This window comes from Bradyrhizobium sp. USDA 326 (assembly GCF_049739485.1).
Taxonomy (GTDB): Bacteria; Pseudomonadota; Alphaproteobacteria; order Rhizobiales; family Xanthobacteraceae; genus Bradyrhizobium.
The window spans coordinates 5,527,768-5,553,036 of the sequence record NZ_JBMGQA010000001.1; the positions used below are offsets into that span (position 1 = coordinate 5,527,768).

Annotated in this window: 20 protein-coding genes and 1 pseudogene; 17 read left to right on the forward strand and 4 right to left on the reverse strand. The window is 64.1% G+C overall.

The genetic code is table 11. The features are described from left to right. Positions 1 to 3: 3 nt before the first annotated feature. From xylB to ABIG06_RS25930, 4 genes are all read left to right on the forward strand, one after another. Complete coding sequence (gene xylB, locus ABIG06_RS25915) at positions 4 to 1,449, forward strand: xylulokinase (RefSeq protein WP_370139107.1); 1,446 nt, start codon at positions 4 to 6, stop codon at positions 1,447 to 1,449. A gap of 131 nt (positions 1,450 to 1,580) precedes the next feature. Continuing rightward, positions 1,581 to 3,104, forward strand: coding sequence for a sugar ABC transporter ATP-binding protein (locus ABIG06_RS25920; protein ID WP_370139108.1), 1,524 nt, complete (start codon positions 1,581 to 1,583; stop codon positions 3,102 to 3,104). Continuing rightward, complete coding sequence (locus ABIG06_RS25925; protein WP_370139109.1) at positions 3,097 to 4,137, forward strand: ABC transporter permease subunit; 1,041 nt, start codon at positions 3,097 to 3,099, stop codon at positions 4,135 to 4,137. Before ABIG06_RS25920 ends, ABIG06_RS25925 begins: the two co-directional genes overlap by 8 nt. 88 nt (positions 4,138 to 4,225) lie before the next feature. Beyond that, positions 4,226 to 5,173, forward strand: a complete 948-nt coding sequence (locus tag ABIG06_RS25930; RefSeq protein ID WP_370139110.1) for an ABC transporter substrate-binding protein — start codon at positions 4,226 to 4,228, stop codon at positions 5,171 to 5,173. 112 nt (positions 5,174 to 5,285) lie between these two features. Here ABIG06_RS25930 and ABIG06_RS25935 read toward each other — a convergent pair whose 3' ends face one another. The 3 genes and pseudogenes from ABIG06_RS25935 to ABIG06_RS25945 form a co-directional block, all read right to left on the reverse strand. Next, positions 5,286 to 6,821 (reverse strand): glucosamine inositolphosphorylceramide transferase family protein, encoded by a 1,536-nt coding sequence (locus ABIG06_RS25935; RefSeq protein ID WP_370139111.1) that lies wholly within the window; start codon positions 6,819 to 6,821, stop codon positions 5,286 to 5,288. A 29-nt stretch (positions 6,822 to 6,850) separates the two neighbouring features. Next, complete coding sequence (locus ABIG06_RS25940; RefSeq protein ID WP_370139112.1) at positions 6,851 to 8,026, reverse strand: glycosyltransferase family 4 protein; 1,176 nt, start codon at positions 8,024 to 8,026, stop codon at positions 6,851 to 6,853. A gap of 237 nt (positions 8,027 to 8,263) precedes the next feature. Beyond that, a pseudogene (locus ABIG06_RS25945) lies at positions 8,264 to 9,611 on the reverse strand (lipopolysaccharide biosynthesis protein). A gap of 465 nt (positions 9,612 to 10,076) precedes the next feature. Here ABIG06_RS25945 and ABIG06_RS25950 point away from each other — a divergent pair. After that, positions 10,077 to 11,300, forward strand: coding sequence for an FAD-dependent oxidoreductase (locus ABIG06_RS25950; RefSeq protein WP_370139113.1), 1,224 nt, complete (start codon positions 10,077 to 10,079; stop codon positions 11,298 to 11,300). A 28-nt stretch (positions 11,301 to 11,328) separates the two neighbouring features. Here the strand turns inward: ABIG06_RS25950 and ABIG06_RS25955 are convergent, their stop codons facing one another. After that, positions 11,329 to 12,465: a GNAT family N-acetyltransferase gene (locus ABIG06_RS25955; RefSeq protein ID WP_370139114.1), complete on the reverse strand. Its 1,137-nt coding sequence runs from the start codon at positions 12,463 to 12,465 to the stop codon at positions 11,329 to 11,331. 655 nt (positions 12,466 to 13,120) lie between these two features. Here ABIG06_RS25955 and ABIG06_RS25960 point away from each other — a divergent pair. The 12 genes from ABIG06_RS25960 (at position 13,121) to ABIG06_RS26015 (ending at position 24,877) form a co-directional block, all read left to right on the forward strand. After that, positions 13,121 to 14,281 carry a transporter substrate-binding domain-containing protein gene (locus tag ABIG06_RS25960; protein ID WP_370139115.1) on the forward strand — a complete coding sequence of 387 codons (1,161 nt, stop codon included), beginning with the start codon at positions 13,121 to 13,123 and terminating at the stop codon, positions 14,279 to 14,281. After that, the gene (locus ABIG06_RS25965; RefSeq protein ID WP_370139116.1) at positions 14,278 to 14,943 is read left to right on the forward strand and encodes an ANTAR domain-containing response regulator; all 666 of its coding nucleotides are present in this window, start codon (positions 14,278 to 14,280) and stop codon (positions 14,941 to 14,943) included. Before ABIG06_RS25960 ends, ABIG06_RS25965 begins: the two co-directional genes overlap by 4 nt. A 10-nt stretch (positions 14,944 to 14,953) precedes the next feature. Continuing rightward, complete coding sequence (locus tag ABIG06_RS25970; RefSeq protein WP_424578412.1) at positions 14,954 to 16,207, forward strand: urea ABC transporter substrate-binding protein; 1,254 nt, start codon at positions 14,954 to 14,956, stop codon at positions 16,205 to 16,207. Positions 16,208 to 16,302: 95 nt separating this feature from the next. Then, a complete protein-coding gene (locus ABIG06_RS25975; protein WP_025035503.1) occupies positions 16,303 to 17,175 on the forward strand; it encodes an ABC transporter permease subunit in 873 nt (290 codons plus the stop codon). A 33-nt stretch (positions 17,176 to 17,208) separates the two neighbouring features. Next, entirely contained in the window at positions 17,209 to 18,255 is a 1,047-nt protein-coding gene (locus tag ABIG06_RS25980; protein WP_424578586.1) for a branched-chain amino acid ABC transporter permease, read from the forward strand. After that, positions 18,255 to 18,971, forward strand: coding sequence for an ABC transporter ATP-binding protein (locus ABIG06_RS25985; protein WP_370139117.1), 717 nt, complete (start codon positions 18,255 to 18,257; stop codon positions 18,969 to 18,971). The genes ABIG06_RS25980 and ABIG06_RS25985 overlap by 1 nt, the downstream gene beginning before the upstream one ends. After that, positions 18,964 to 19,692 (forward strand): ABC transporter ATP-binding protein, encoded by a 729-nt coding sequence (locus tag ABIG06_RS25990; protein ID WP_370139118.1) that lies wholly within the window; start codon positions 18,964 to 18,966, stop codon positions 19,690 to 19,692. The genes ABIG06_RS25985 and ABIG06_RS25990 overlap by 8 nt, the downstream gene beginning before the upstream one ends. Positions 19,693 to 19,726: 34 nt before the next feature. Beyond that, a complete protein-coding gene (locus ABIG06_RS25995) occupies positions 19,727 to 20,716 on the forward strand; it encodes an acetamidase/formamidase family protein (RefSeq protein WP_370139119.1) in 990 nt (329 codons plus the stop codon). A gap of 13 nt (positions 20,717 to 20,729) precedes the next feature. Then, a complete protein-coding gene (locus ABIG06_RS26000) occupies positions 20,730 to 22,469 on the forward strand; it encodes a nitrilase-related carbon-nitrogen hydrolase (protein WP_370139120.1) in 1,740 nt (579 codons plus the stop codon). 36 nt (positions 22,470 to 22,505) lie between these two features. Next, entirely contained in the window at positions 22,506 to 23,267 is a 762-nt protein-coding gene (locus ABIG06_RS26005) for an SDR family NAD(P)-dependent oxidoreductase (protein ID WP_370139121.1), read from the forward strand. Positions 23,268 to 23,440: 173 nt separating this feature from the next. Then, positions 23,441 to 24,436 (forward strand): Bug family tripartite tricarboxylate transporter substrate binding protein, encoded by a 996-nt coding sequence (locus ABIG06_RS26010; protein WP_370139122.1) that lies wholly within the window; start codon positions 23,441 to 23,443, stop codon positions 24,434 to 24,436. Positions 24,437 to 24,667: 231 nt separating this feature from the next. After that, positions 24,668 to 24,877 (forward strand): hypothetical protein, encoded by a 210-nt coding sequence (locus ABIG06_RS26015; RefSeq protein ID WP_158626714.1) that lies wholly within the window; start codon positions 24,668 to 24,670, stop codon positions 24,875 to 24,877. Positions 24,878 to 25,269: the final 392 nt, after the last annotated feature.

The window sequence follows — 25,269 nt, forward strand, 5'->3', positions numbered from 1 at the left end:
TCCATGTATCTCGGCATCGATCTCGGCACCTCGGCAGTCAAGACCGTTCTCGTCGACGATGCCCAGCGGGTGATTGCAAGCGAGAGCCGGCCGCTCGCGACCGCCTCGCCACAACCGGGCTATTACGAGCAGGACCCCGCGGAATGGATCGATGCGGCCTTCGCCACGCTGGATGCTCTGAAGGCCTCGCATGCCAGCGCGCTGGCGGCGGTCAATGGGATCGGGCTGTCCGGCCAAATGCATGGCGCGATACTGCTCGACGCGAGTTCGAGGCCGCTGCGGCCCTGCATCCTCTGGAACGACGGACGCTCCGCCGCCGAGTGTCGTATCCTGGAGCAACGCTGGCCCGCCTTGCGTGCGACGACGGGCAACAAGGCGATGCCGGGATTCACCGCGCCGAAGCTGCTCTGGGTCGCGACGCACGAGCCGGATATCTTTGCGGCGACCAGACTCGTTCTGCTTCCAAAGGCCTATCTGCGCCTGGTGCTGAGCGGCGAGGCCATCGAAGACGTCTCGGATGCGTCGGGATCGCTATGGCTCGACGTCGCGCGCCGGGATTGGTCGGACGCAAGCCTGGCCGCGACCGGACTGTCGCGCGAGCACATGCCGCGCCTGGTTGAAGGATGTGTGCCCGCGGCGAGGCTGCGCGGTGAGCTCGCGCGGCGCTGGGGTATGACTGGACAGCCCGTGATCGCGGGCGGCGCCGGCGACAATCCGGCTGGTGCCATCGGCATCGGCGCGATACGACCGGGAACCGCGTTCGTATCGCTGGGAACCTCGGGTGCCCTTATGGCGCCCAGTGACAGGATTGCCGCCAATCCCGATCGCGTCGTGCACACGTTCTGCCACGCCATTCCCGGCATGTGGATTCAGGCCGGCGCGATCCTCTCCGCCGCCTCCTGCGTCGCCTGGGCCGCGCGCTTGTTCGGCGTCACCGAGGCCGAGCTGCTGGCGCCGCTTGGAGCGCGCCCGCGGGCGCCGTCGCCGGTGAGCTTCCTGCCTTATCTCGCAGGCGAGCGGACGCCGCACGACGACCCCGTGGTGCGCGGCATGCTGGATGGCCTGAGCCACGGCACCGACCGCGGGGCAATCGTGCAGGCGGTGCTCGAAGGCGTTGCCTTCGCGCTTGCCGATTGCCGCGATGCGCTCGCGGATGCCGGCATCGCGCTTGCGGAAGCCGATGTCATTGGCGGCGGCTCACGATCGCCGTACTGGCTTTCGGTGCTGGCGAACGTGCTGAATGTTCCGGTTCATCGCTTTGCCGGAGGTGAGACCGGCGCGGCGTTCGGTGCGGCGAGATTGGGGCGGCTTGCTGTCACGGGTGAGGCAATCGCCGCCGTGTGCACGCGTCCGCAGCGCATCGAAACGTTCGAGCCCAACGCTGCACTGGTCGATGCCTACGCCGAACGGCTTCCCGCCTGGCGCGAACTGTATCGGCCGCGCCACTAGCTGGCCCCATCTGGTTTGCATACTTCGGTATACTCGCCTTCGGTATTGCCCTGCGTCACTCGCTTTTGTTTAATGATCAAACCGCGCTAACGAGACGCGGGTGGGAAACGCATTGTGCGCCGGGAGGCACGATGAACGATCCGATCCTCGAGATGCGTGGGGTCTCGAAGACCTTCTTCGGCATCAAGGCGCTGCATTCCGTCGATCTCACCGTCTATGCCGGCGAAATTCACGCCCTGATGGGTGAGAACGGCGCCGGCAAGTCGACGCTGATGAAGATCCTGTCCGGCGCCTACCGCCCTGATCCCGGCGGCGAGATCCGCATCGAAGGAAGGCCGGTCCGGATCGAAGGTCCGCTCGGAGGCCGTGCGGCGGGCATCTCCATCATCTATCAGGAGCTATCGCTGGCTCCCAATCTCACTGTGGCCGAGAACATCTATCTGGGCCGGGAGATGTCGCGTGCAGGCTTGCTGGCGCGTGGCGCCATGCGCGAGGGCGTAGGCCCCATCTTGAAGCGGCTGGGCGCAGATTTCCTGCCATCGACGCTGGTGGCGCATCTCTCGATGGGCCAGAGGCAACTCGTCGAGATCGCGCGCGCGCTGCACGCGAGGTCGAAAATCCTGATCATGGATGAGCCGACCACCTCGTTGTCGGCTGCCGAGAGCGAGCGGCTGTTCGCGCTGATCCGCCAGCTTCGTGCCGAGGGGCTCGCCATCATCTACATCTCGCATCGCATGGACGAGGTCTACGCGCTCGGCGACCGCGTCACCGTGCTGCGCGACGGTCGGCTGGTCGGCTCGCTCGACAAGCCCGAGATCCGCGCCGACAGCATCGTTCGGCTGATGGTTGGACGCGACGTTTCCTCGTTCTACAAGAAGGATCACGATCCGGAGGCGAGGCGGGGACATCCCGTGCTCGCAGCGATCGACATGGCCGATGGCGGGCGCGTCAAGGGCTGCTCGCTCACCGTGCATGCGGGTGAGGTGGTCGGCCTCGCCGGCCTGATCGGCGCCGGTCGCACCGAGCTTGCGCATCTCATCATCGGTGCGTCACCGAAAACCTCCGGACGGCTCGAGCTGGAGGGACGTCCGGTCGAGATCCGCACGCCGGGCGAGGCGCTCGAGGCCGGCATCGCCTATCTGACGGAAGACAGGAAGGCGCTCGGCCTGTTTCTCGACATGTCGTGTCTGGACAACATCAATCTCGCCGTGCTCGGGCGTGATGCGAAGCTCGGCTGGTTCCTGGATCGTGACAAGGCGCGCGAGCGCGCCGACAGGGCCTTTGCGGGGCTCAGCATCCGCGCCGCCAATGTCGGCGTCTCCGCCGGTGGGCTGTCCGGCGGCAACCAGCAGAAGGTGCTGCTTTCGCGGCTTCTGGCCATTGCGCCGAAGGTCTTGATCCTCGACGAGCCGACGCGGGGCGTCGACGTCGGCGCCAAGTCCGAGATCTATTCGATCATCGACAACCTCGCCAAGGCCGGCACCGCGATCCTCGTGATCTCGTCCGATCTGCCCGAGATCATCGGCATCTGCGACCGCGTCATCGTCATGCGGTCCGGGCACATCGCCGGCGAGGTCAGCCGCGGCTCGCATTCGCCGCTGGCGCAGGAAGACATCATGGGGCTTGCCACGGGGATGGAGCATCTCGATGCCTGACAATGCCGCTTCCGAGGCCCGGCCCGCTCCGACGACGACCAACGGCGCCGCCGCAGAGACAAGGCGTCAGCAGGTGAGGGTGCTGATCAGCGCGCTCGGCATGCTGCCCGTGCTGTTGATTCTCTGCATCGGCTTTCACCTGTTGTCCGAGGGCCGCTTCTTCACCGGACAAAATCTCGGTATCGTGCTGCAGCAGGCCGCCGTGAACACCGTGCTCGCCGCGGGCATGACCTTCGTCATCCTCACCGGCGGCATCGATCTCTCGGTCGGCTCGATCCTGGCGGCTTCCGCAATGGCCGGATTGACGCTCTCCAAGCTGCCGGAACTCGGAATGCTGTGGCTGCCGGCCGCGCTGCTCACGGGCCTTTGCTTTGGCGTCGTCAACGGCGCGTTGATTGCGCTCCTTCGCCTGCCGCCTTTCATCGTCACGCTCGGCTCTCTCACGGCGGTGCGCGGCCTGGCGCGATTGCTCGGAGCCGACACCACCGTGTTCAATCCATCCATTCCCTACGCCTTCATCGGCAACGGCTCGCTGACGCTCATCCCCGGCGTGGCGTCGATCCCCTGGCTCTCGGTGATCGCCTTGCTCGTCATCCTCGTCTCGTGGCTGGTGCTGCGCCGGACCGTGCTCGGCGTGCACATCTATGCAGTGGGCGGCAATGAAAGCGCGGCGCGGCTTGCCGGCATCAAGGTCTGGGCCGTGCTGATATTCGTCTATGGTGTCTCGGGCCTTTTCGCCGGGCTCGGCGGCGCCATGCAGGCGGCACGGCTTTATGCGGCCAACGGCTTGCAGCTCGGTCAGTCCTACGAGCTCGATGCGATCACTGCCGTGATCCTCGGCGGCACCTCGTTCGTCGGCGGAATCGGCTCGATCTGGGGCACGCTGGTCGGCGCGCTGATCATCGCTGTCCTGTCCAACGGCCTCATCCTCATCGGCGTCTCCGACATCTGGCAATATGTGATCAAGGGCCTGGTGATCATCGGTGCCGTGGCGCTGGATCGTTACCGGCTGCAGGGGTCGGCCAGGACCTGAGCCGCCGGCGCGCGCCCGCTCGATGCGAATTCCGCTGCGGCAACTGGTCTGCCGCGCCGGGGACGAAGACAGACCAGGGAGGAGGTCCATGTTGAAGACGATCATGCTCGCCGGCGCCGCGACGGTGCTTGCGCTCACCACCGCGCCATCCTTCGCCAAGGACCTCAAGTCGATCGGCGTCTCGCTGGGATCGATGGGCAACCCGTTCTTCGTCGCGCTGTCGAAGGGCGCCGAGTTCGAGGCGAAGAAAACCAATCCCAACGTGAAGATCACGACGGTCGGCTTCGAATACGATCTCGGCAAGCAGGTCACCCAGATCGACAATTTCATCGCCGCAGGCGTCGACCTGATCCTGCTGAACCCCGGCGATCCCAAGGCGATCGGGCCGGCGATCAAGAAGGCACAAGGCGCGGGCATCGTCGTCGTCGCTGTCGACACCGCGGCCGAAGGCGCCGATGCCACAGTAACGACGAACAACGTGCAGGCGGGCGAGATCTCCTGCCAGTACATCGTCGACAAATTGGGGGGCAAGGGCGACGTCATCATCGAGAACGGGCCGCAGGTCTCCGCGGTGATCGACCGTGTCGTCGGGTGCAAGAACGTGTTTTCGAAGAATCCTGGAATCAAGGTGTTGTCCAGCGATCAGGACGGCAAGGGCTCGCGCGAGGGCGGTCTCACCGTCGCACAGGGTTATCTGACCCGCTTTCCCAAGATCGACGCCATCTTCGCCATCAACGACCCGCAGGCGATCGGCACCGACCTTGCGGCGCGCCAGCAGAACCGCACGGGCATCGTCATCACGGCGGTCGACGGCGCACCCGACATCGAGGCGGCGCTGAAGGATCCGCAGTCGCCGCAGGTCCAAGCCTCGGCTTCCCAGGATCCGTTCTTCATGGCGCGGCGGGCCGTGCAGGTCGGTGTCGGCATTCTCAACGGTCAGAAACCGGCCTCGACCGTCGAGCTCCTGCCTTCCAAGCTCGTGACCAGGGACAACGTTGCCGAGTACAAGGGCTGGACTTCGGATCGCTCGCAGTAAGCCGTCGTTGCTCGCGAGCGTCCAAGACACGAGATGACGGACGGTATCTAGATTGATGCCGGTCCGTCGGCAACGCACGTGCGCTATTTGCCGTATGAGCGCGCCGCTGGCTTCAGCGGAGAGTATGCGGAGTGGTCAGGGGTGACAGAATGGCCGATGGGAAGCTGCTCGCGAAAGCACGCGTCTTGGGTTGGACGCGCGATCCGTCGATCACCTCGAGCCTGCCGCAGCGGTTCAAGGTGTGCAACTTCCTGCCGGACCATAGCGGTCCGGGCTTTAGAGAGTGGCGGACGATCTGCTTGAACTCCGTCGGCGACAGGTCGACCACCTCAGCCAGGGCGAGCGCCGCGCCGTATCCGTCGGCACAATCCTGGACCGGTCGCCACAATTTGTCATCGAGGGTGACGAAATTCCCGGCCGGCCGCGTGCTTGCGCGGTCGATCAGGACCGGATTGCTGGCGTGGGCCGACCAGGGCCCCAAGAGGCGGTCGGCGTAGTAGATCGCCAGGGAATCCGAATAGCCACCCGTGCCGTCGCGCCAGGCGCCAAACAGATAATGCAGGCCGTTGTGCCGCGTGATCGTGACGTCAGCCAGCTCGAGGCCGGAAAGGAGCGTCGCATATCGCTCCCATTTGTCCGGAAACCGAACGCATTTGTAGAGGGCGACGTCCCCGCGGGTCGAGCTCTCCGGGATCATCCACAGCGCGCCATCGTCTTCGATCAGAAACGGATAGGAGAGGTGCCAGGCCTCCTCCAGCACCGGCATCACCTCGCCGACCGGCCCCGCGTCATTGAACTCGATCGTCGAAATGATGCCTTTTCCGACGCGGTGATCGAGATCCTCAAAGAAGACGAATGTGCGCCCCTGCCAATTGATCGGAAAGGGATCGGCGTAGAAGTGGTTTCCAGGATCCCCCAGAACATTCCAGCTTGGGCCGGATAGATCTCCGGTCTGCCAGACGCCCGGGCCGTCGTTGAAGCGCCATCCGATATGCCAATGGGGGGCATAGCAGCAGAGGCGATAGATCTCCTTGGCGATCGATGCGGCAAGGCCGTGAGCGACATAGCCGACGGGTCCGCGGCGCAAGCCATCGCCGGGGGGGGGCGCCAGTTGCGGCACAATTCGCGGCCTTCCCGACAGGACCGCCGCCACCATGGTCAGGGTTCGCGCCATGACGGTTTCGAGCGCGCCGCTGAGGCCCGCGGCAATTTCTCCGGATGGATGGCCGCGGTCGAGGACCGAACCGTCGACCTCGTTGACGATGTCGATCACGGGCAGGTCGCCGGCGAGAATGGCGGCGAGGGCGGCATTTTCGCCCGCGACTCCGTTGAACAGCGGACGCAGATACAGCCGGGCAGAGCAGTCCGGATCCCGCGCGGCGCCCGAAAAATCGACGATCATGTCGGCGGTGCCGCCAAAAGCCTGCGCCCCTTCCGAAATGATCTTCAGCCTGTCTGCGCCGCCATGTTTGCCCTTGCGCAGCACCACGCGTTCGAGCTCGAACAGGGCGTCGAGACCTGCGGGCCGCGGCTCCGACGTTGGCGCCCATACAATCTGAACCGGAACGTCCCGGCCGTCGATCGACAGGGTCTCGCGGGCCATCCATTGCCGCGCGTACTCGCGTTCACAGCGGAACTCGATGATCATATCGAACCAATCGATTTCAACGGATCATGTCAAATGATCCGGTCGAGAATACGAACGTATTCCTCCACCATGGCATCTACCGAATAGCGCAGTTTCAGACCTTTGGCGTTTTGTCGCAGTTCGTCGCTCAGGTGCTTGTCCGTTAACAGCGCGGAGACGGCTGCGGAGAGCTTCGCATGATCGGAGGTGTCGACGAAGAGTGCGGTCGGTCTCCCTTCGTAGGCCAACACTTCGCGCAGGACGGGAAGATCAGTCACGACGGAGGGAACACCGGCGTTTGCGGCCTCAACGGCGGCCAGACCGAAGGTTTCCGCCTGTGTCGGAAAGACGAATACGTCCAGACTGGCCAGGAAGTCCGCCATCCGGCTGGGAGGAATCTCCCCGAGCCAATGCAGTCGGCCCGAGACGTTCAAGTCGCTCGCCAGCAGCCTCAGCCGGGCCCCGTCGGCTCCCTGGCCGGCAAGCGCAAGGTGCCAGGATGGTTGATCCGGCAAGAGACGTATCGCCATGTCGAGCCGCTTGTGCGGATGCAGCCTTGCCGCGCAGCCAAGCAGGACGCAGTCGGGCGGCAGGTTGAACCTGTGTCGTGCAGCCTCCTTCGACAGGATGAGGGCCTTGTCGTCGAAGCCGTGCGGCACATGCACCATGCGCGACCGGTAGGCCGCGGGGTAGCGCGAATATTCGCGCTGCATGTCCTTCGAATTGAGTGTGATGCAGTCAAAGAAGCCGAGGCTGCCCATGACGATGTCGGCGGTGCGAACCGGCCAGCTCATCGACAGCGCGGATGAAACCTGATTTGCGACAACCGGTGCACGGCTGACGAGGCGCGTGACGCCACCGCCGATGACGTTGCCGAAATGCTGGAAAGTCAGGACGGCGTCGGGCTTCGTGGCCCTGATATGGCGGCCGAGCGTCCGCAGCATCCGCAGCAGCGCCACCGGATTGCCTGGCCGGCTCGGCGCGCAGTAGAGCGTATCCGGCGGTTCATCGAAAGAGTCCGATTTGCGGAAGAAGAATAGATTGGTGACCCGGTAGCCGCGAGCGGTGAGCCCGGCGCCAAGAAGCCGCGAGATTTCCTGCGCACCGGCGTTCTCGGCCTGAGTTTGCGCAAGAAGCACGTGCGGTTTCGGCCCGCCATGGTCCGGCCGCGCCAAAGCCGTCGCGCTCGTCTCGCCCAATTTCTTGTTCGGCTGATAGTGGAGCACGGATCCCGACCGTTAAAGCAACGAAATCTTCACCTTCTTAACTCCGTACCTATCATGCGGGTATCGCCCGGACATCGGCTAGCAACAAACGGAGTTAATGCGAGGCCTTTGCAACCACATCGTTTGCGCGGTATTTCCGCTGTTTCCCCGACGGCGCGCGGCGAGTGCGTTAACCAACCGGTCTTGCACGCTGCCGGCGCGTGACTGCGGATTTCCCGAGCCGCGGCCTGATGACATCTAATCGCTCGAGTCCGCGCCGCGAACTGCATAGTTGCCGCGCCTCGAAGCAGAGAAGCGCAAGAGCACGAGGACCGAAGGATCCACGCCGGATCGCCGGCGGCAGAGGATGTTCAGGGCGATGGTCGCGAGCGCGAGTGACACCGTCGCCGAAATCGCCGCGCCAAGCACTCCGAGCCAGGGAATGAGCACGACAAATCCCACGAGCCGCAGCGCGACGTTGGCGGCGACGACCGGCACATAGATTCGTTCATGGCCGGTCAGCTGCAGGATCGCAGCAGACGGGCCGCCGGCCGCCTGGATGGCAGTTCCGATTGCGAGCACGATCAACACCGAGTGCTGCGCGGTGAAATGAGGCCCGAACAGATTGAGGAGATAGGGGCCGCCGATCCAGATCGTGGCGAGACCCGCGGCAACGCAAAGCGCGGTCACTTCCGCCATCAGCCGCAACGTCCCGCTCGAACTCCCGGTAGTTCTTGCTGAAATACAACGACGGAAGCCGGCGCGCGCCGAAAGTGTACAGCGCTGCGGACAGCATGGCGAAGATGTTGGCGAGGCGCGAGGCGGCAAAGTAGATTCCGGCGGTGGCCGGATCCAGCATCCAGTAGACCAGAATGACGTCAAAATACTGGTTGGCGGCTTCAAGGATGGAGGCGAGCCAGAAGTGAAGGGCGCTCGATCGCCAGCGGGACGTCTCGGTGCGGGCCGGGGTATCGCGCAAATCCGGCAAGACTCGTGCGATCGAAATGATCTGCGCCGCCAGGCCCACCGACATCGCTATTGTCATCACCGCGAACAACTCGGCGGGATCGAGCTGCCGATAGCCGAGCAACATGACGAGCAGGAACAGGACGACGATGACACGCCAGAAGAACTCGCGATTTCCTTCGCCCATGAGAATGCTGACCAGAGAGCGAGCGATCTGGCTCCCAAGCATCACTGCGGCGTTGACGGCTGTGTAGGCCGACACAGCGAGGATCAGCAGCCACCAGTCGCCTCTCATGCTCGCCACGATGGCGATCCCGGCGATCACGATCAGCATTGCGACCGAGGCAATCTTGAAGCTCGATAGGAGGACGCCTTTGGTGAGGTCCGGCCTGTCACTGACCTGATACTCGTTGAGGAATCGCACCAGCAGGGATTCCTGGCCGACCAGTCCCAGGACGGCTGCGATCTGGGCGACGGAGAGCCAGGTCGCAAAGATGCCGAAGCCGTCGGGCGACATCGTCCGTGCCGCCAGCGAGAACAATGCAAACGCGAGTACGCCGCTGCCAACCTTGAGGAGGATGGTCCCGGCAACGCCGCGCGTGACATCGCGCCGCATGAACTGGAGGATGGCTTCGATCATGGAGGTTTAAGGGGTTACGCTCCCCTGAAGAGACGTGTTCCGATACCGGCGACAACCTAGCATGCTGCAACGGCGCGAGTGTTAATGGACGAGATGCAGGATCTCGCGGGCCGCGACGATATCACTGCTACGTCGGCTGCTTCACTCTGGAACATCGTCGTCCTCATTGTCCCGGTTGGTGCAAAGTTCAGCTCGACCGACTGACGGCCTGGCGCCGCATCGACGACCGAAGAAGGCGAGATCGGCCGTTCGAATGCGGAATAGCGCGCGAGATCGGTCGCCGGGATGTCGGAACCCGGAATCTACAGTGCAACTCGAGCAAGACGCGTGCCGCAGCGGCGGCAGCGCGCCCGCCGCCTCCGGTCATTAACCTCGATCTCCGGAAACGATCGCGTTTCGCCCCGCGATGCGACAGCAGGCGAGAGAATTGCACTGGGATTGCCGTTAACCTTGGGAGCCGGAGCCTTGACGACGAATAGAGCCGTGACCGAGCCGATCGATGGGGGCGTAACGGCAACGATCGTCTCGGACGTCGCCGTTGTCGGCGGTGGCCTTGGGGGATCGCTGGCGGGGGCCGTGCTGGCGCGGGCAGGGCATCGCGTTGCTCTCGTCGACAAGCGGGCGGTCTATCCGGACGAGTTCCGGGTCGAGAAAATCGGCGGCCATCAGCTGGAGCTGTTTCGCAAGCTGGGCTTTCTCAATGCGCTCGAGGATGTCGCTTGCCGATACGATCAGGTGCTCAATATCCGGGAGGGCAAGGTGGTCGATGTCAGCATGGGCCAGGCTTACGGATTTCGCTATGCCGATCTCGTCGCCATGGCGCGCAGCCAGATACCCGATCCATCCAACCTGATCGTCGACGAGGTCACGGCTATCAGCAGCAGCGACGACGTCCAGCATCTCGAGATGGCCTCCGGACGGCGCGTCACTGCGCGCCTCGTTGTTCTGGCCACGGGCATGGCGGGAGTGCTGGGTTACAGGCTCGGCATCAGGCGGCGTGTGCTGGCCGAGCGCCATTCGGTTTCGTTCGGCTTCACGATCGCTCGCCGGGACGGCACCCAGTTCGATTTCGAGGCGCTGACCTGCTATGGCGAACGTACGGCGGACGGCATCGACTATCTCAGCCTGTTTCCCGTCCGTGCCGGCATGCGGGCCAATCTCTTCATGTTCCGCGATCCGACCGACCCGATCATGCGCGAGTTGCGTCGCGAGCCGGAAGCGACGGTTTTGCGCCTGCTGCCTGGATTGCGGGACTACCTCGGCGATTTCCGCGTGACCGACCGGGTCCAGAACTGGGTGATGGATCTGACTGTCGTCGAGGGGCATCTCCAGCCCGGCGTCGTGCTCATCGGCGATGCGTTTCAGACCAATTGTCCCGCGGCCGGCACGGGTGTCGCCCGCCTGCTGGTGGACGTCGACCGTCTTTGCACCGAATACGCGCCGCGGTGGCTTGTGACCGCAGGCATGGGCCGAGAGAAGATCTCGCAGTTCTATTCCGATCGCGACAAGATCGCGGCTGACCGGCAGTCGCTGAAGATGGCGCGCTTCCGCGAGGCTCTGACGTCCCGCAGCGACATCGGCTGGGACGTACGACGACGGTTGCACTTCCTGCGGCGCAGTCTGACACACCGCATCGATCAGATGCGCCCGGGTTGGCTCGGGCGTGTCCGCGGCGCGTTGCGCGCCTGAGTTCTGCTCCTCCTTCGCGTGCCGTCGGTCAGCGCGTGGAAGTTGGGGGGCGCGCGGGCTGGAGCCTCAAATCCGATAGCCGCTTGGCCGCCAGCTTGAGCCAGGGAGCCTGCTTCAGCGCGAAGAGGGCGATAGCGCCTGCGGCGCTGCCGGCCTGCGTGACCGCCCACATCGGCGAAGGCTGCCCGCCGAACAGTTTCTTGTATGGCTCGTCGCCAATGGTGAAGTCGAGCATCTGGTCTCCGCGCTCGATACAGTCCCGCGCCACCTGCTCGAACATCAGCGCGCCAAGGGATTGGCTCTTGTAGCCGGCGATGTCGAAGGCGCTCATGATGACGAGGAAGCTGCCCCGATGGCATAGTCCGAGCACGGCGGCAATCACCTCGCCGTTCATCTTCATGGCGTAGAGACGGACAAAGGAGCCCAGGCCGTGAAGCGCGACGTCGGAATAAAAGCCGTAATATTCGGGGCGCTGCAGCAGGTCTCCGTCGCCCTGTGCGTGAAAGCGCGGACCCCGGAACTTCCTCATGACGTCCAGCGCCTCGAGCACGGACGCGCTGTCGCCGCAGCACGAGAAGCTCAGCGCGCCCTTTTTCTCGAGCTGACGACGTTTCTTTGCGAGCTCCTTCTGATAGGAGCGATCGAGCGTGCTGGCCCGCCATTGCTCGAACGGCGCGACGAGAACCGTCGCGTAGGCATTGGTGTCCATCGCTACGCGGCGGGACGCAGCCAGGAGGTCTTCGATCGGAAGCCGTGTGTCGGGCAGCTTGACCATTCGAAGCAGATCGAAAGGACGCACAAGGCGCCGAATCTGCGCGCACGCAGCCGCGTCGTCGAGCAATTGCGAGAACGCGTCCGGGCTGCAAACCGGCGCCAAATAGTCGGAAACGCGGAGGTCAGCGAACTCGACGGTTCGTAACGGACCGCGCCGGATCCGGAGCAGGGGCAGCACCATCGCGAGGGCCCCCGTCGCGCGGTGGCGGACCACGACGACCAAAGGAATTGCGCCCGTTTCCGGCGCGAGCCTGGTGTAGAGGCTATGCAGCCAGACCGGATGCTGGAACGCAGTGGCGGCCGAGCGATCGAACAGCTCTGCATATTCCGGAGACAGAAAGTCGAACGACTGCTCGATGACGATGTCGAATGTATTGCTAAACTTGTTCATGAGCAATCAATGAAACCAGGTCGATTTTGCGAGCGTCGATCGCGCGTGGCCCGGCTTATAGCAAGGTCGTTACGGGGCAGGCATCGGCAGCGTGCGATTTGCATTAATGCGTTTGGCGACGTTCGTATCGTTACTAAATTCTTAAAATGTCGGAGGTGCATGGACCCCAGCGCTGAGGGTGGGATCGTGCGCGGCCGGCTTGATACCAGATATCGCTCAGCCGGCTGGAATTCATACCCGGCGAATTCGAGCGCCGGCAGAGATGCCTGTCGCTCGTAGCGGGGGTGCCGACGACTTGGCTTGGCACGGAGTCATTGGCAGGTTCGACGGCGCAACCTTCGATAGCGCACGACAGGCCCCAAAGCAGGACTTTGGGCGTGCCGTCGTGTCTACGGCGCATCGGCGCGTGGGCTCGGATCGGATGCACAGTTTTGCTGCACCACGATACGAATCGTAGCAGCTTTCGCTGCAATAACGCGCTTGACTTCGTAACTGATCTCAACGACCGTGCTAAGCAAGCGTTGGGCAGTTCGGCCCGTCAACGCAGCGAGCTTCAACCATTTCCAACATCGCGCGGGTTTCGCGTGCTCGGTTGGCGGCGAGGGCGCCCTCGGCTTAACGGCCGATGGGCGCCTTTTTCATTTTGGAACGAGTGATGGCGCAGGCGACATATCGGATCGGCGTAATGCTCTCGACGACGGGGTCCTACAGCGTCGTCGCGCGGTCGATGCTGAACGGGGCGCTGCTCGCCTTTCGCGAGATCAACGCGAGCGGTGGCGATATTGCGCTCGAGCCGGTGGTCGTGAATCCGTCCGGCGACCTCGCGAGCTATCGCTCGCTCAGCCTCGAGCTGCTCGGCTCCGGCGTCCGGCATGTCGTCGGCTGCTACACCTCGTCGAGCCGCAAGGAGGTGATCCCGTGCTTCGAGAAGCTCGACGGACTGCTGTGGTATCCGTCTCACTACGAGGGATTCGAGAGTTCCGACAACGTCATCTACACCGGCGCCGCGCCGAACCAGCACGTGCTGCCACTCGTCGACTACCTGGCATCCCGCCTCGGTTCGCGCGCCTTCTGCGTCGGCTCGAACTACATCTGGGCCTGGGAAAACAACCGCATCTTCCGGGAGGCGCTGACTGCGCGCGGTGGCACGGTGCTTGCCGAACGGTATCTCTCCGTCGGCGACACCGAGGTCGATCAGGTGATCGCGGCGATCATCGACCAGCGGCCCGACTTCGTCTTCAACAATCTGATCGGCACCAGCGCCTACGCGTTCTTCCGGGCGTTCCGGGCCGCCTGCCGCGCGCGCGGCATCGATCAGGCTGCGGAAATCCCGGTCGCCAGCTGCACGTTGTCGGAGCCCGAATTGCCGGAGATCGGCCCGGATGCGATCGATGGACATCTGTCCTCCAGTGTCTATTTCTCTTCGCTGAACTCGGCCGAAAACGGCGCCTTCATCCGCGCCTACACCACGTCCTTTCCGGATGGACCGGTCTCGTCGGCGGACGCGGAAGCCTCCTACATCGCCGTCAAGCTGCTCGGAGCGGCCTTGTCCCAGGCCGGCACCGATGACGCCCGCACGGTACGCGCCGCCGTAGCAGACCAGCGGCTGCACGCGCCGCAAGGCGAGGTCCGCATCGACCGCCAGACCTTCCACGGTTGGCTCACGCCTCGGATCGGCCGGTCGACCGCCGGCGGGCAGTTCGAAGTGCTGCTGGAGGCCCGCGAGCCGATCGCGCCAGATCCTTATCTCGTTCAGTCGTCGCCGCGCTTTGCCAGCGCAATGCGCTCTCCTCATTTGAAGGTGGTGCAATCATGAACTCCCGACTGCTGCAGAATTTCAAGGGCGGCCGTGCCATCGTCGTCACCAGGCGAGGCGGGTGGGAGAGCGCGCTCGAAACGACGTTGGCCAAGCTCGGCGTTTCCACGGAGTACCCGGAGATCGTCGACGGTCGCGCACAGATCGATGTCGCGAGTCTCCAGGCCGACCGCGACATCCTGTTCATCGACGGCGATCTCGAAGGCGCAGTCGCGATCGAGGTCAATCCCGCCTCGCGATTGCCGCCGGCGCCGGTGATCGGCCTCGTTGGCGTCGAAGCGCCGAGCCGGCTCAAGGCGCTGGTCAATCTGGGCGCGACCTCATTCCTGCGCAAGCCGGTGCATGGCGGCGCCGTCTACACGTCCCTGTTCATGGGCATCAACCAGTTCCTGCTGCGCGCCGAGATGTATGAGCGCCTGCAGGGTCTCGAGGAGCGCCGCCGCGGCCGCCGCGCGGTGATCCGGGCCGTCGTCCTGCTGATGCGGCAGGAGGGCGTCGACGAGGAAGATGCCTATTCACAGCTCCGCCGCGAGAGCATGCGCGCGCGGCAGAACATGGAACTCTATTGCGAGGAGTTTCTGAGCAGGCGGGCGAAGCCGCCCGACACGTCCAGTCGCACGACCGGCATTACGCTGCAAGGCGGCAACAAGCAGGCCATCTAGGAGAAGCAAAATGAGCAAGTCTGTATTGCGGGGGCTGCGCGCCGCAGCCCTCACGGGGACGCTTGTCCTCGGATCCCCCCTTGGATCACACCCGGCGCTCGCGGCAGAAAACCCGATCAAACTCGGCGTGCTCGAGGATCAGTCCGGCGACTTCGCAGCGGCCACGATCGGCAAGGTTCACGCCATCCAGCTCGCCGCCGAGGAGATCAACAAGGCCGGCGGCATCATGGGCAGGCCGCTGGAGCTCGTCGCTTACGACACGCAGTCCGACAACACCCGCTACCAGGAGTTCATGCGACGCGTGCTCCAGCGCGACAAGGTCGATGTCGTGTTCGCGGGATTCTCTTCGGCCTCGCGCGAGGCGTACCGCCCGATCGTCGATCAGTTCAACGGTTTTGCCTTCTACAACAACCAGTATGAAGGCGGTGTCTGCGACGGCCACATGATCGTGACCGGTGCCGTGCCCGAGCAGCAGTTCTCGACGCTCATTCCGTACATGATGGAGAAGTACGGCAAGAACGTCTACACGCTCGCGGCCGACTACAATTTCGGCCAGATCTCGGCGGAGTGGGTGCGCAAGATCGTCAAGGAGAACGGGGGCGAGATGGCTGGCGAGGAGTTCATCCCGCTCGGCGTCTCGCAATTCTCCCAGAGCATCCAGAACATCCAGAAGGCCAAGCCGGACTTCGTTGTCACGCTGCTGGTCGGCACCGCGCAGGCCTCCTATTACGAGCAGGCGGCCTCCGCAAACGTCAACTTGCCGATGGCGTCCTCGGTCAATGTCGGGCAGGGCTACGAGCACAAGCGCTTCAAGCCGCCGAGCCTGAAGGACATGTTCGTCACCACCAACTACATCGAGGAGATCGACTCGCCTAAGAGCAGGGAGTTCTACGCCAAGTTCAAGGCCAAGTTCCCGAGCGAGCCTTATGTGAACCAGGAGGCGGAGAACTCCTATCTCGCCGTCTATCTCTACAAGCAGATGGTCGAGCGCGCGAAGTCGACCAAGCGCGAAGAGATCCGCAAGGTGATCGCGCTGGGCGACGTCTGCATGGACGCGCCGGAAGGCAAGGTCTGCATCGACCCGAAGAGCCAGCACATGTCGCACACGATCTATCTCGCCAAGGTCGGCGCCGATCACTCGATCTCCTTCCCGAAGGTCTGGGAGGACATCAAGCCGTACTGGCTGGGTGAAGCTGGCTGCGACCTCACCAAGAAGGATCCGATGGCTCAGTACACGCCGTCGAACCCGCCGCCGAAACCCTGACCCGGCGGCTGATCGCCCCGGCGCTTGCGGCGCGCCGGGGCGGTCACGGACATCTGCGGCGGCGACGCCGCATCCTCCCACATCCTGGTTGATTCATGGACATCGCGACCCACGTATTCTCGGCGCTCTATCAATTCGGCGACGCCTTCGCATTCCTGGTGCTCTCGGCCTGCGGGCTCGCAGTGATCTTCGGCATGATGGGCGTGATCAATCTTGCCCATGGCGAGTTCATCATGTGCGGCGCCTACGTCACCGCCGCGACCGTGCATGCGGGCCTGCCGCTACCGCTGGGAATACTGGCCGGCACGCTCGTGTCGGCACTGGTCGGGGTCGTGGTGGAGCTCGCAGTCATCCGTCATCTGTACGACCGGCCGCTCGACACCATCGTCGCCACCTGGGGGCTGAGCCTGATCGCCACGCAGGGCACGCTGATCATGGTCGGCTCGACCATGGCGGGCGTCGGCACGCCGTTCGGCAGTTTCCAGGTCGGCGACTACTCCTATTCGATCTATCGCATCGTGCTGTTTTGTGCCGCACTCGGCGTGCTCGCCGCGCTCTATGCGCTGTTCAACTGGACCCGCTTCGGCGTGCTGGCGCGCGCCACCATCCAGGTGCCGCACATGGCGGCCGCACTCGGCGTCGACACGCGCCTGATCTACAGCCTCACTTTCGCGTGCGGGGCAGGGCTCGCCGGTCTTGCCGGCGGCCTCTATGCGCCGACCATGACGCTGGTGCCGACCATGGGCGCGACCTTCATCATGGAGGCCTTCGTCACGGTCGTGATCGGCGGCGCCGACGTCTTCCTCGGCACGGCACCGGCCGGCGGCGTGCTTGCGGTGGTGAAGTCGGTGATGACGTCCTGGCAGGGCCAGCTGTTCGGCCAGATCGGTCTGCTGGTCGCCGTCATCATCGTCGTCCGGGTGTTGCCGAAAGGCATTTCCGGCTTCGTGCTGCGCGAGCGCACCTGACGGAGTGATGGCGTCGTGACCGGTCTCCTCGCAATGTTTCGCCGCCTCGAAGGCCCGCAGACCGTCGGTCGCGGTCCGGCCTTCTGGGGCCTGTTCGCACTCGTGCTCGCTGCCGCGCTCGCCTATCCGCTGTTCAGCGACGGCTACACGGTCGGCAACACCGTCTACTTCTTCGTCTGGGTCTTCATCGCGCTCAGCCTGTGCCTGATCTGGGGCTATGGCGGCTCGCTCTCCTTCGGCCAGACCACGTTCTTCGGCATCGCGGGCTATGGCTACGGCATCCTCACCATCAATTTCGGCTCCGCCTACGGCTTTACGTTGCTGGCGCTGGTGATGGCGGTCGGGATCGCGGCGCTGTTCGCGGTCCTGCTCGGCTACTTCATGTTCTTCGGCCGCATCGCCGGCGTGTTCCTCGGCATCGTCACGCTCGCGGTGACCCTGATGCTGGAACGCTTCATGGCACAGACCGCGGGGCCGGAATGGCACATCGGCAGTGCACGGCTCAACGGCTTCAACGGCATGAGCGCGATGCCGCCGCTGACCATCCCCTGGCCGGGCGAGCCGATCGTGCTGTTCGCCGATATAGGGCTCTATTACCTCGTGCTCGGCCTTCTGGTCTTCGTCTATCTGGCCTTGCGGATCCTGATGAACTCGTCTTTCGGCAACGTCATCGTCGCGATCCGTGAGAACCCGAAGAGGGCGGAGATGCTGGGTTACGACATCCGCAAGTACCAGCTCATCACCTTCGTCATCGGCGCCGCGCTCGCGGGGCTCTCGGGTGTGCTCTACACCGTGTGGGGGCAGTACATCACGCCCTCGAGCATGGGCATGACGGCCGCGGCGCTGCCGCTGATCTGGGTCGCAGTCGGCGGCCGCAGCGACCTGACGTCGACCGTGATCGGCACGCTGGTGGTGCTCGCTGCGTTCCAGGCGCTGACCATCTATGGCAGCCAGTACGCGCTGGTCTTCATGGGTGTGCTGCTGGTGCTCACGGTCCTGATCGCCCCGAACGGTCTCGTGCTCGGGGTGATGAACTGGCTCGGCCGCATCGCCGCCCGCCTCACGCAGAGGGCCGGCTGATGTCGCTGCTCGAACTGCGCAAGCTGAACAAGCATTTCGGTGGTCTGCACGTCACCAATTCCGTGGATCTCACGCTGCAAGCCGGCGAGATCCATTGCCTCATCGGCCCGAACGGCGCCGGCAAAAGCACGCTGTTTCGCCTGATCCTCGGCGAGCATCATCCCGGCAGCGGTGACATTCTCTTCGCCGGCGAGAACATCACGGCGCTGAAATCCTTTGCGCGGATTCACCGCGGCCTTTCGGTCAAGTTCCAGGTGCCCGGCGTCTTCAAGGGCCTGTCGGTCCGCCAGAATCTCGAGATCGCCCTGCAGAGCCGGCATCGCGGGGCAGAGCTCGAAGCGGAGATCGAGCGGCTGCTGACCTTCCTCGGGCTGGAATCGGAGCAGGCGCAGGTCGCCGGCAATCTCAGCCATGGCCAGAAGCAATGGCTCGAGATCGGCATGGCGGTCAGCCTGAAGCCGCGCCTTCTTCTGCTGGACGAGCCCACCGCCGGCATGTCGCCCGAGGAAACCTACATGACCGGCGAGATGGTGCAGCGGCTCAATGCGGACGGCATGACGGTGCTGGCGATCGAGCACGACATGGCCTTCGTCCGGCAGGTCGCGCATCGCGTCACCGTGCTGCATCTCGGGCAGGTGTTCGCGCAGGGCTCGATCGACGAGATCGTGGCCGACGAACGCGTGGCAGCGATCTATCTGGGGCAGGCCCATGCTTGATCAGCCGCGCAAGGAAGTGATCCTGTCGACCCTGGGCTTGCGCGCCGGCTATGGCGGCAAGCCGGTGCTCCAGGGCCTCGAGATCGAGGTGCGGGAGGGGGAAATCGTCGCCGTCATCGGTCGCAACGGCGTCGGCAAGTCCACGCTGATGAAGAGCCTGATCGGGCTCGTGCCGGTCATGGACGGCTCGATCGTCTACCGCGGTGAGGCCGTGGAATCCTTGCCCGCGCACAGGCGGGCGCGCCTCGGCATGGGCTATGTACCGCAGGGCCGCGACGTGTTTCCGCGCCTGACCGTCGGCGAGAACGTCGCCGTCGGCGCAGCGATCAAGGGAGGCGGCATTCCAGAAGCGGGCCGGCGCAAGATCGTCGAAGCCTTTCCGATCCTCGAAGAGCGTTGGCATCAACGCGCCGGCACCATGTCCGGCGGCCAGCAGCAGCAACTCGCGATCGGACGGGTCCTGATCGCCGACCCGAACCTCATCCTGCTCGACGAGCCCTCGGAGGGCATCCAGCCCAACATCGTCCAGGACATCGCGCGCAACATGGTCGAGCTCAACCACAGGACCGGGGTGACCATCATCCTGGTCGAGCAGAATCTCGACATGATCCGCGCCATGGCGCAGCGCTGCTACGTCATGGACAAGGGGCGCATCGTGGCCAACCTCGATCGCGCGGCGCTCGACGATGCGGCCGAGATGCGCCGTCATCTCGCGGTTTGAAGACTCAAAGCCAACGACAGAAGGAGAAAAGCAAATGTCCTGGCAGAAAGACTCCATCATGGCCCGCAGGGGCGTCGCCAAGGGCGAGCGCGGCACCGGCTACACGATCACGGAAAGCGAGCAGGGCAAGTACCACTATGTCTACGGCCCCTATGTGAATCCGGTTCTGACGGTCGATCCCGGTGCCGTAGTCTCCGCGGAGACACATGACGCTTTCGAGGGAGCCATCAAGAACGAGACCGACAGCCCGTCGAAGATTCTCAACTTCCCGTTTCTCAATCCGCAGAACGGGCCGATCCACGTCAACGGTGCCGAGAAGGGCGATACGCTCGCGGTCTATATCGAGAGCATAGTGCCGCGCGGGCCGCAGCCGCGTGGCACCACGGTGATCATGCCGGAGTTCGGCGGCCTGGTCAGTACGGGCAACACGGCGCTGCTCAATCCGGCGCTGCCCGAGCGCGTCAAGAAGCTGGAGATCGACGCCAAGACCGGCACCAAATGGAACGACAAGATCACGTTGCCCTATGAGCCCTTCATCGGCACCATCGGCACCTCTCCGGAGATCGAGGCGATCTCGTCGCTGGTCCCGGATTACTATGGCGGCAACATGGATCTGCCCGACGTCGGCGTCGGCGCCATCATCTACCTGCCCGTCAACACCAAGGGCGGGCTGCTCTATCTCGGCGACTGCCATGCGGCGCAGGGCGACGGCGAGCTCTGCGGCGTCGCCATCGAGCATCCGACCGTCACCACGGTGCAGGTCGACCTGATCAAGGGCTGGACCATCGCCTGGCCGCGGCTCGAGACCAAGGACTTCATCATGACGATCGGCTCGGCCCGTCCGATGGAGGATGCAGCCCGCATCGCCTATCGCGAGCTCTGCCGCTGGATGGCGGCGGACTACGGTTTCGACGAGATCGATGCCTACATGCTGCTGACCCAGGCCGGTCGGGTGCGTCTCGGCAACATGGTCGATCCGAAGTATACGCTCGGCGCCTCCATCAAGAAGTCCTATCTCGGTTGAGGCCAGCCAGCTCATGTCCACCGCACATAAGGTCGCTACCGTCCAGTTCGAGCCGGTCATGTTCGAGAAGGAGCGCAACATCGCGCGCCTGCTCGAGCTCTGTGAGCAGGCGGCGGCGGCCGGCGCGAAGCTCATCGTCACGCCGGAAATGGGAACCACCGGCTATTGCTGGTTCGACCGCGCCGAGGTTCGGCCCTATGTCGAGCGGATTCCGGGGCCGACCACCGACCGGTTTGCGGCGCTGGCACGCAAGCATGACTGCTACATCGTGGTCGGCATGCCTGAAGTCGACGAGGACGACATCTATTTCAACTCGGCCGTGCTCGTCGGGCCCGATGGCATCGTCGGCCGCCATCGCAAGACGCATCCTTATATCTCCGAACCGAAATGGGCGGCAGCGGGCGATCTGCACAACCAGGTCTTCGACACGCCGATCGGACGGATCGCGCTCCTCATATGCATGGACATCCATTTTGTGGAGACCGCGCGGCTGATGGCGCTGGGGGGCGCGGACGTCATCTGCCATATCTCCAACTGGCTCGCGGAGCGAACGCCGGCGCCCTACTGGATCAGCCGTGCCTTCGAGAATGGCTGCTACGTGATCGAGAGCAACCGCTGGGGTCTCGAGCGCACTGTCCAGTTCAGCGGCGGGAGCTGTGTGATCGCGCCGGATGGCCAGGTGATCACGGTCCTCGACAAGGGCGACGGGTTCGCGCTGGCCGAGATCGATCTCGATGTTGCGCGTGCACGCCGCGTGCTGGGCGAGCCAGTCTTCCTTCAGCGCCGGCCTGAGCTGTATCCGGAACTGCTCACCGACACCTTCAGCTGGAATCCGCGCGATTTTTTCGGCCTTTACGGCCACGAGCCCTGGCCTGAAGGCGTCCGCTCGCGCATTGCCGCGGCCCAATTCGCACCCAGTGCCGATGTTGCGCGAAATCTCGAGGCGATCGCGAATCTTGCGCGGCAGGCCAAGGCGGACGGCGCGGCGCTCGTCGTATTTCCGGAGCTTGCGGTCACCGGCCTCGCAGATCCGGCGAGATCGGCGCAGCCGATACCTGGTCCCGCCACAGAGAGCCTGGGGGCGCTCGCTGCGCAGCTCCAGATTTACATCGTTTGCGGGATGGCCGAGCGCGCGGGCGATGCTGTCCATAACAGCGCCTGCCTGATCGCGCCGGATGGAAAGATCACGATCTACCGCAAGACGCATCTGACGGAAGAGGAGCGGAGCTGGGCCACAGCGGGCGACGACTGGGCCGCCGTCGACACGCCGATCGGGCGAGTAGGCCTCCTGATCGGCCACGATGCGGCGTTTCCGGAAGCGGGGAGGGTCCTCGCACTTCGTGGCTGCGACATCATCGCATGCTGCGCGGCGGTCAAGGGCCCCTTCGGTTCGCCACATCCGGGGACATCCGTTGTGCAGCCGGCCCCGATCCCGACCGGCGCCGATCCGCATCATTGGCATCACTTCCGCGTCCGCGCCGGTGAGAACAACGTGTTCCTGGCGTTTGCCAACGTATTCGATCCCGAACACGGCTATCCGGGCCTGAGCGGCGTGTTCGGCCCCGATACGTTCGAATTCCCCCGCCGCGAAGCGGTCGCAGCGGACGGCACGAGCCTTGCTACAGCTGTCGTCGACACCACCAATCTGGACAGCGCGTACCCGACCAACGTCGTGCGACGAAAGGACCTCGTTTCGATGCGAATGCCACACAGCTATCGAGGGTTGGTCAGGGCGATGGCAAATAACCACTGAACGTGCAAATCTACAGGGGAAGAAAAGGAGCCGATCATGGATCTAGGACTTGCGGGCGCCAAGGTTCTCGTCACCGGCAGCACCAAGGGGATAGGCCGTGCGATCGCGGAGACCTTTGCCGCCGAGGGCGCAAATCTCGGCATCTGTGCGCGCAATCAGGCGGACGTCGACAGCACCGTTGCAGCGCTCAAGAGCAAGGGCGGCGCGGCCTTTGGCGCTGCGGTCGACGTGTCAGATGGTGCGGCACTCAAGGCCTGGGTGGTCGACATGGCGACCAAGCTGGACGGAATCGACGTCGTCGTGGCCAATGTGAGCGCGCTCGCCATCGGGCAGGACGACGAAAGCTGGGCCAAGGAATTCTCGACTGACATGATGGGCACGGTCCGGCTGGTGAACGCGGCCATGCCTTATCTGGAGAAGAGCCGTGCCGGTGCGATCGTCGCCATCTCCAGCGTCTCCGGGCGCGAGGTCGATTTCGCGGCCGGCCCCTACGGCACGTTCAAAGCCGCCATCATCCACTACACGCAGGGTCTCGCCAATCAGCTCGCACACAAGGGCATCCGCGCCAACACGGTCTCGCCGGGCAACACCTATTTCGAAGGCGGTGTCTGGAACACCATCAAGGACAACAATCCCGAGCTCTACAAGGCGGCGCTTGCGCTCAATCCCACGGGCCGGATGGGTACGCCGCAGGAGATGGCGAACGCAGTCGTATTTCTCGCAAGTGGCGCCGCCAGCTTCATCACTGGAACGAACCTCGTCGTCGACGGTGCCCTGACGCGCGGTGTGCAATTCTGAGGCGCGAACGCTGAAACGCAAATCTATCACCCGCGTCATGATTGACCGCGTGGTCGCGCAGGGGCGGTGCAGCCACTGCTGCCCGCATTGTGCAGGGCAGCGATCTCCCCGCGCGGATTTTCGGGCGCCCTCATTCGTGCCAGATAATCAGCTCGGTCCCGAACACGCAGAAGATGTCCCTTCTCTCACGGCGAGAACTGCTCGATACGGCGGCGCGTCTCACGGCGCTGACTGCCTGGCCCGGCGGTGCGACCGCCGACGATTATCCCTCCCGCCCCGTCAAGCTGGTCATTCCCTATGCGGCTGGCGCCGCGGGTGATCTGATCGGCCGTCCCTGGGCCGACAAGGTCGCGCCGCTGCTCGGCCCGGTCTATGTCGAGAATATCGGCGGCGCCGGTGGTGCGATCGGTTCCGCCGCGGTGGCGCAGAGCGCTCCCGACGGCTACTCGCTTCTGCTCGGCAATGGCAGCACGCAAGTGACGATTCCGTTGTCCTCGGCGCAGCCTGCCTACGACACGATCCGCGATTTCCGCGCCATCTATCGGCTGATAACAAGTACGCTTGCATTCGCTGTTCATCCGTCCTTGCCGGTGAAGGACCTGCGGGAGCTGGCAGCTTTTGCGAAGGCGAATCCGGGCGGGCTTTCCTATGGCACTCCGGGGGTCGGCACCGGGAATCATCTCGTCGGAGAAATGTTCAGGCAGCAATCTGGTCTTGCAGCGGATTTGATCCACGTCCCTTACCGGGGCATGGCGGCCGCTACCAACGACCTCGTCAGTGGCCAGATCAACTCGGTCATTGCGGTGGTCTCGAGCCAGAACCTGCAATTGCACTTTGCGGGCAAGCTGCGGCTGATCGCCGTGACGAGCGACCGGCGGCTGAGCGGTGCGCCGGAAGTTCCGACTGTCATCGAATCCGGCATGCCCGGCCTCAGATATGCCGGCTGGTTTGGCCTGTTTGCTCCGAAAGCAACCCCGGATGTGATCGTGGGGCGGATCGCTGCGGCGACCCGCACGGCGATGGCTGATCCTCAATTGCAGGAAAGCTATCGTTCGCAAGGTCTGGAGCCGGACATCGATTCAGGCCCCGACAAATTTCAGCGCCTCGTCGAGGACGAGCTCGCCCGCCTGGCTCCCATCGTCAAGTCGATCGGGCTCAAGCGCGACTGAGCGCTTCTCAGAGTCGTACCGCGGACGTAGCAAACGCTTGGGCGACGGGCTCCTGCATTCGATTCAGGACCTCCATCCCCGCAATCGCGATGACCAGGGCCGCGACGCAGCTAAGCACAAAAGCCTTCATCCTCAGCCTCCCTCGATTGGAAACATCAAGCCATCTATACGACACGGCGTGTCGCGAGCAAGCTGGTCGATCGCTCCAAAGGCACTCGTGGCAAGGCATCCGTGGCAAGGCATCTCCTATGGGCTCTTGAACACGGGATCTGCGGAAAACGCATTGCCCATCAAGCCAAGGGACTGAAGCTCGGCGCTGTTCAAATCGACTTCCAGGATTGCGAGCAGCAGCGTGAGCACGACGGCAACGAGGAGGAGGAAAGGGGAGTCCTCTCGCGCGGCGGGATCCTGCAAGCCATCGAGGGCACCAAGAACGCGTAGCCGCGCAATCATCCTCTGAATCGGGCTCGTCCGCCCTGCATGCGGTTTTCCCTGACGTGACCAGGCAGAGTTTAGTGTCCGGCCCATCGGCATTCAAGCGGAGGACGTGCGAGGTGGGCTGTTGCGCTGCACGCTTCGGAACGGACGCGGGCCTTGCAGGTTTCTTGGAAACTTAGTGAGCGCATCGGAGGACCTTGCGTGAAATTACCGAGAGCGATTTTGTGCTTCGCAGCACTTTGCCTTGTTGAAAGCGCCATGGCCCAGCCTGCGCAAACCAACCCATCGGCGAGGCAAACCCCACCCGAGGACAAGGGCCAGGCACAGCCCCAAGGCTGGACAGGCCCAATCAATACAGGTTCGGGTGGTGCGCCGGCTGAAAGTCCCCAAGGCCA

Bases quoted from the DNA above. Each gene is read 5' to 3' on its own strand.
- ABIG06_RS26005 (WP_370139121.1), top strand. From the start codon at position 22,506: ATGGATCTAGGACTTGCGGGCGCCAAGGTTCTCGTCACCGGCAGCACC.
- ABIG06_RS25985 (WP_370139117.1), top strand. From the start codon at position 18,255: ATGTCGCTGCTCGAACTGCGCAAGCTGAACAAGCATTTCGGTGGTCTG.
- ABIG06_RS25990 (WP_370139118.1), top strand. From the start codon at position 18,964: ATGCTTGATCAGCCGCGCAAGGAAGTGATCCTGTCGACCCTGGGCTTG.
- ABIG06_RS26000 (WP_370139120.1), top strand. From the start codon at position 20,730: ATGTCCACCGCACATAAGGTCGCTACCGTCCAGTTCGAGCCGGTCATG.
- ABIG06_RS26010 (WP_370139122.1), top strand. From the start codon at position 23,441: ATGTCCCTTCTCTCACGGCGAGAACTGCTCGATACGGCGGCGCGTCTC.
- ABIG06_RS25920 (WP_370139108.1), top strand. From the start codon at position 1,581: ATGAACGATCCGATCCTCGAGATGCGTGGGGTCTCGAAGACCTTCTTC.
- ABIG06_RS25995 (WP_370139119.1), top strand. From the start codon at position 19,727: ATGTCCTGGCAGAAAGACTCCATCATGGCCCGCAGGGGCGTCGCCAAG.
- ABIG06_RS25970 (WP_424578412.1), top strand. From the start codon at position 14,954: ATGAGCAAGTCTGTATTGCGGGGGCTGCGCGCCGCAGCCCTCACGGGG.
- ABIG06_RS25955 (WP_370139114.1), bottom strand. From the start codon at position 12,465: ATGAACAAGTTTAGCAATACATTCGACATCGTCATCGAGCAGTCGTTC.
- ABIG06_RS25935 (WP_370139111.1), bottom strand. From the start codon at position 6,821: ATGATCATCGAGTTCCGCTGTGAACGCGAGTACGCGCGGCAATGGATG.
- xylB (WP_370139107.1), top strand. From the start codon at position 4: ATGTATCTCGGCATCGATCTCGGCACCTCGGCAGTCAAGACCGTTCTC.
- ABIG06_RS25930 (WP_370139110.1), top strand. From the start codon at position 4,226: ATGTTGAAGACGATCATGCTCGCCGGCGCCGCGACGGTGCTTGCGCTC.
- ABIG06_RS25925 (WP_370139109.1), top strand. From the start codon at position 3,097: ATGCCTGACAATGCCGCTTCCGAGGCCCGGCCCGCTCCGACGACGACC.
- ABIG06_RS25960 (WP_370139115.1), top strand. From the start codon at position 13,121: ATGGCGCAGGCGACATATCGGATCGGCGTAATGCTCTCGACGACGGGG.
- ABIG06_RS25975 (WP_025035503.1), top strand. From the start codon at position 16,303: ATGGACATCGCGACCCACGTATTCTCGGCGCTCTATCAATTCGGCGAC.
- ABIG06_RS25965 (WP_370139116.1), top strand. From the start codon at position 14,278: ATGAACTCCCGACTGCTGCAGAATTTCAAGGGCGGCCGTGCCATCGTC.
- ABIG06_RS25980 (WP_424578586.1), top strand. From the start codon at position 17,209: ATGTTTCGCCGCCTCGAAGGCCCGCAGACCGTCGGTCGCGGTCCGGCC.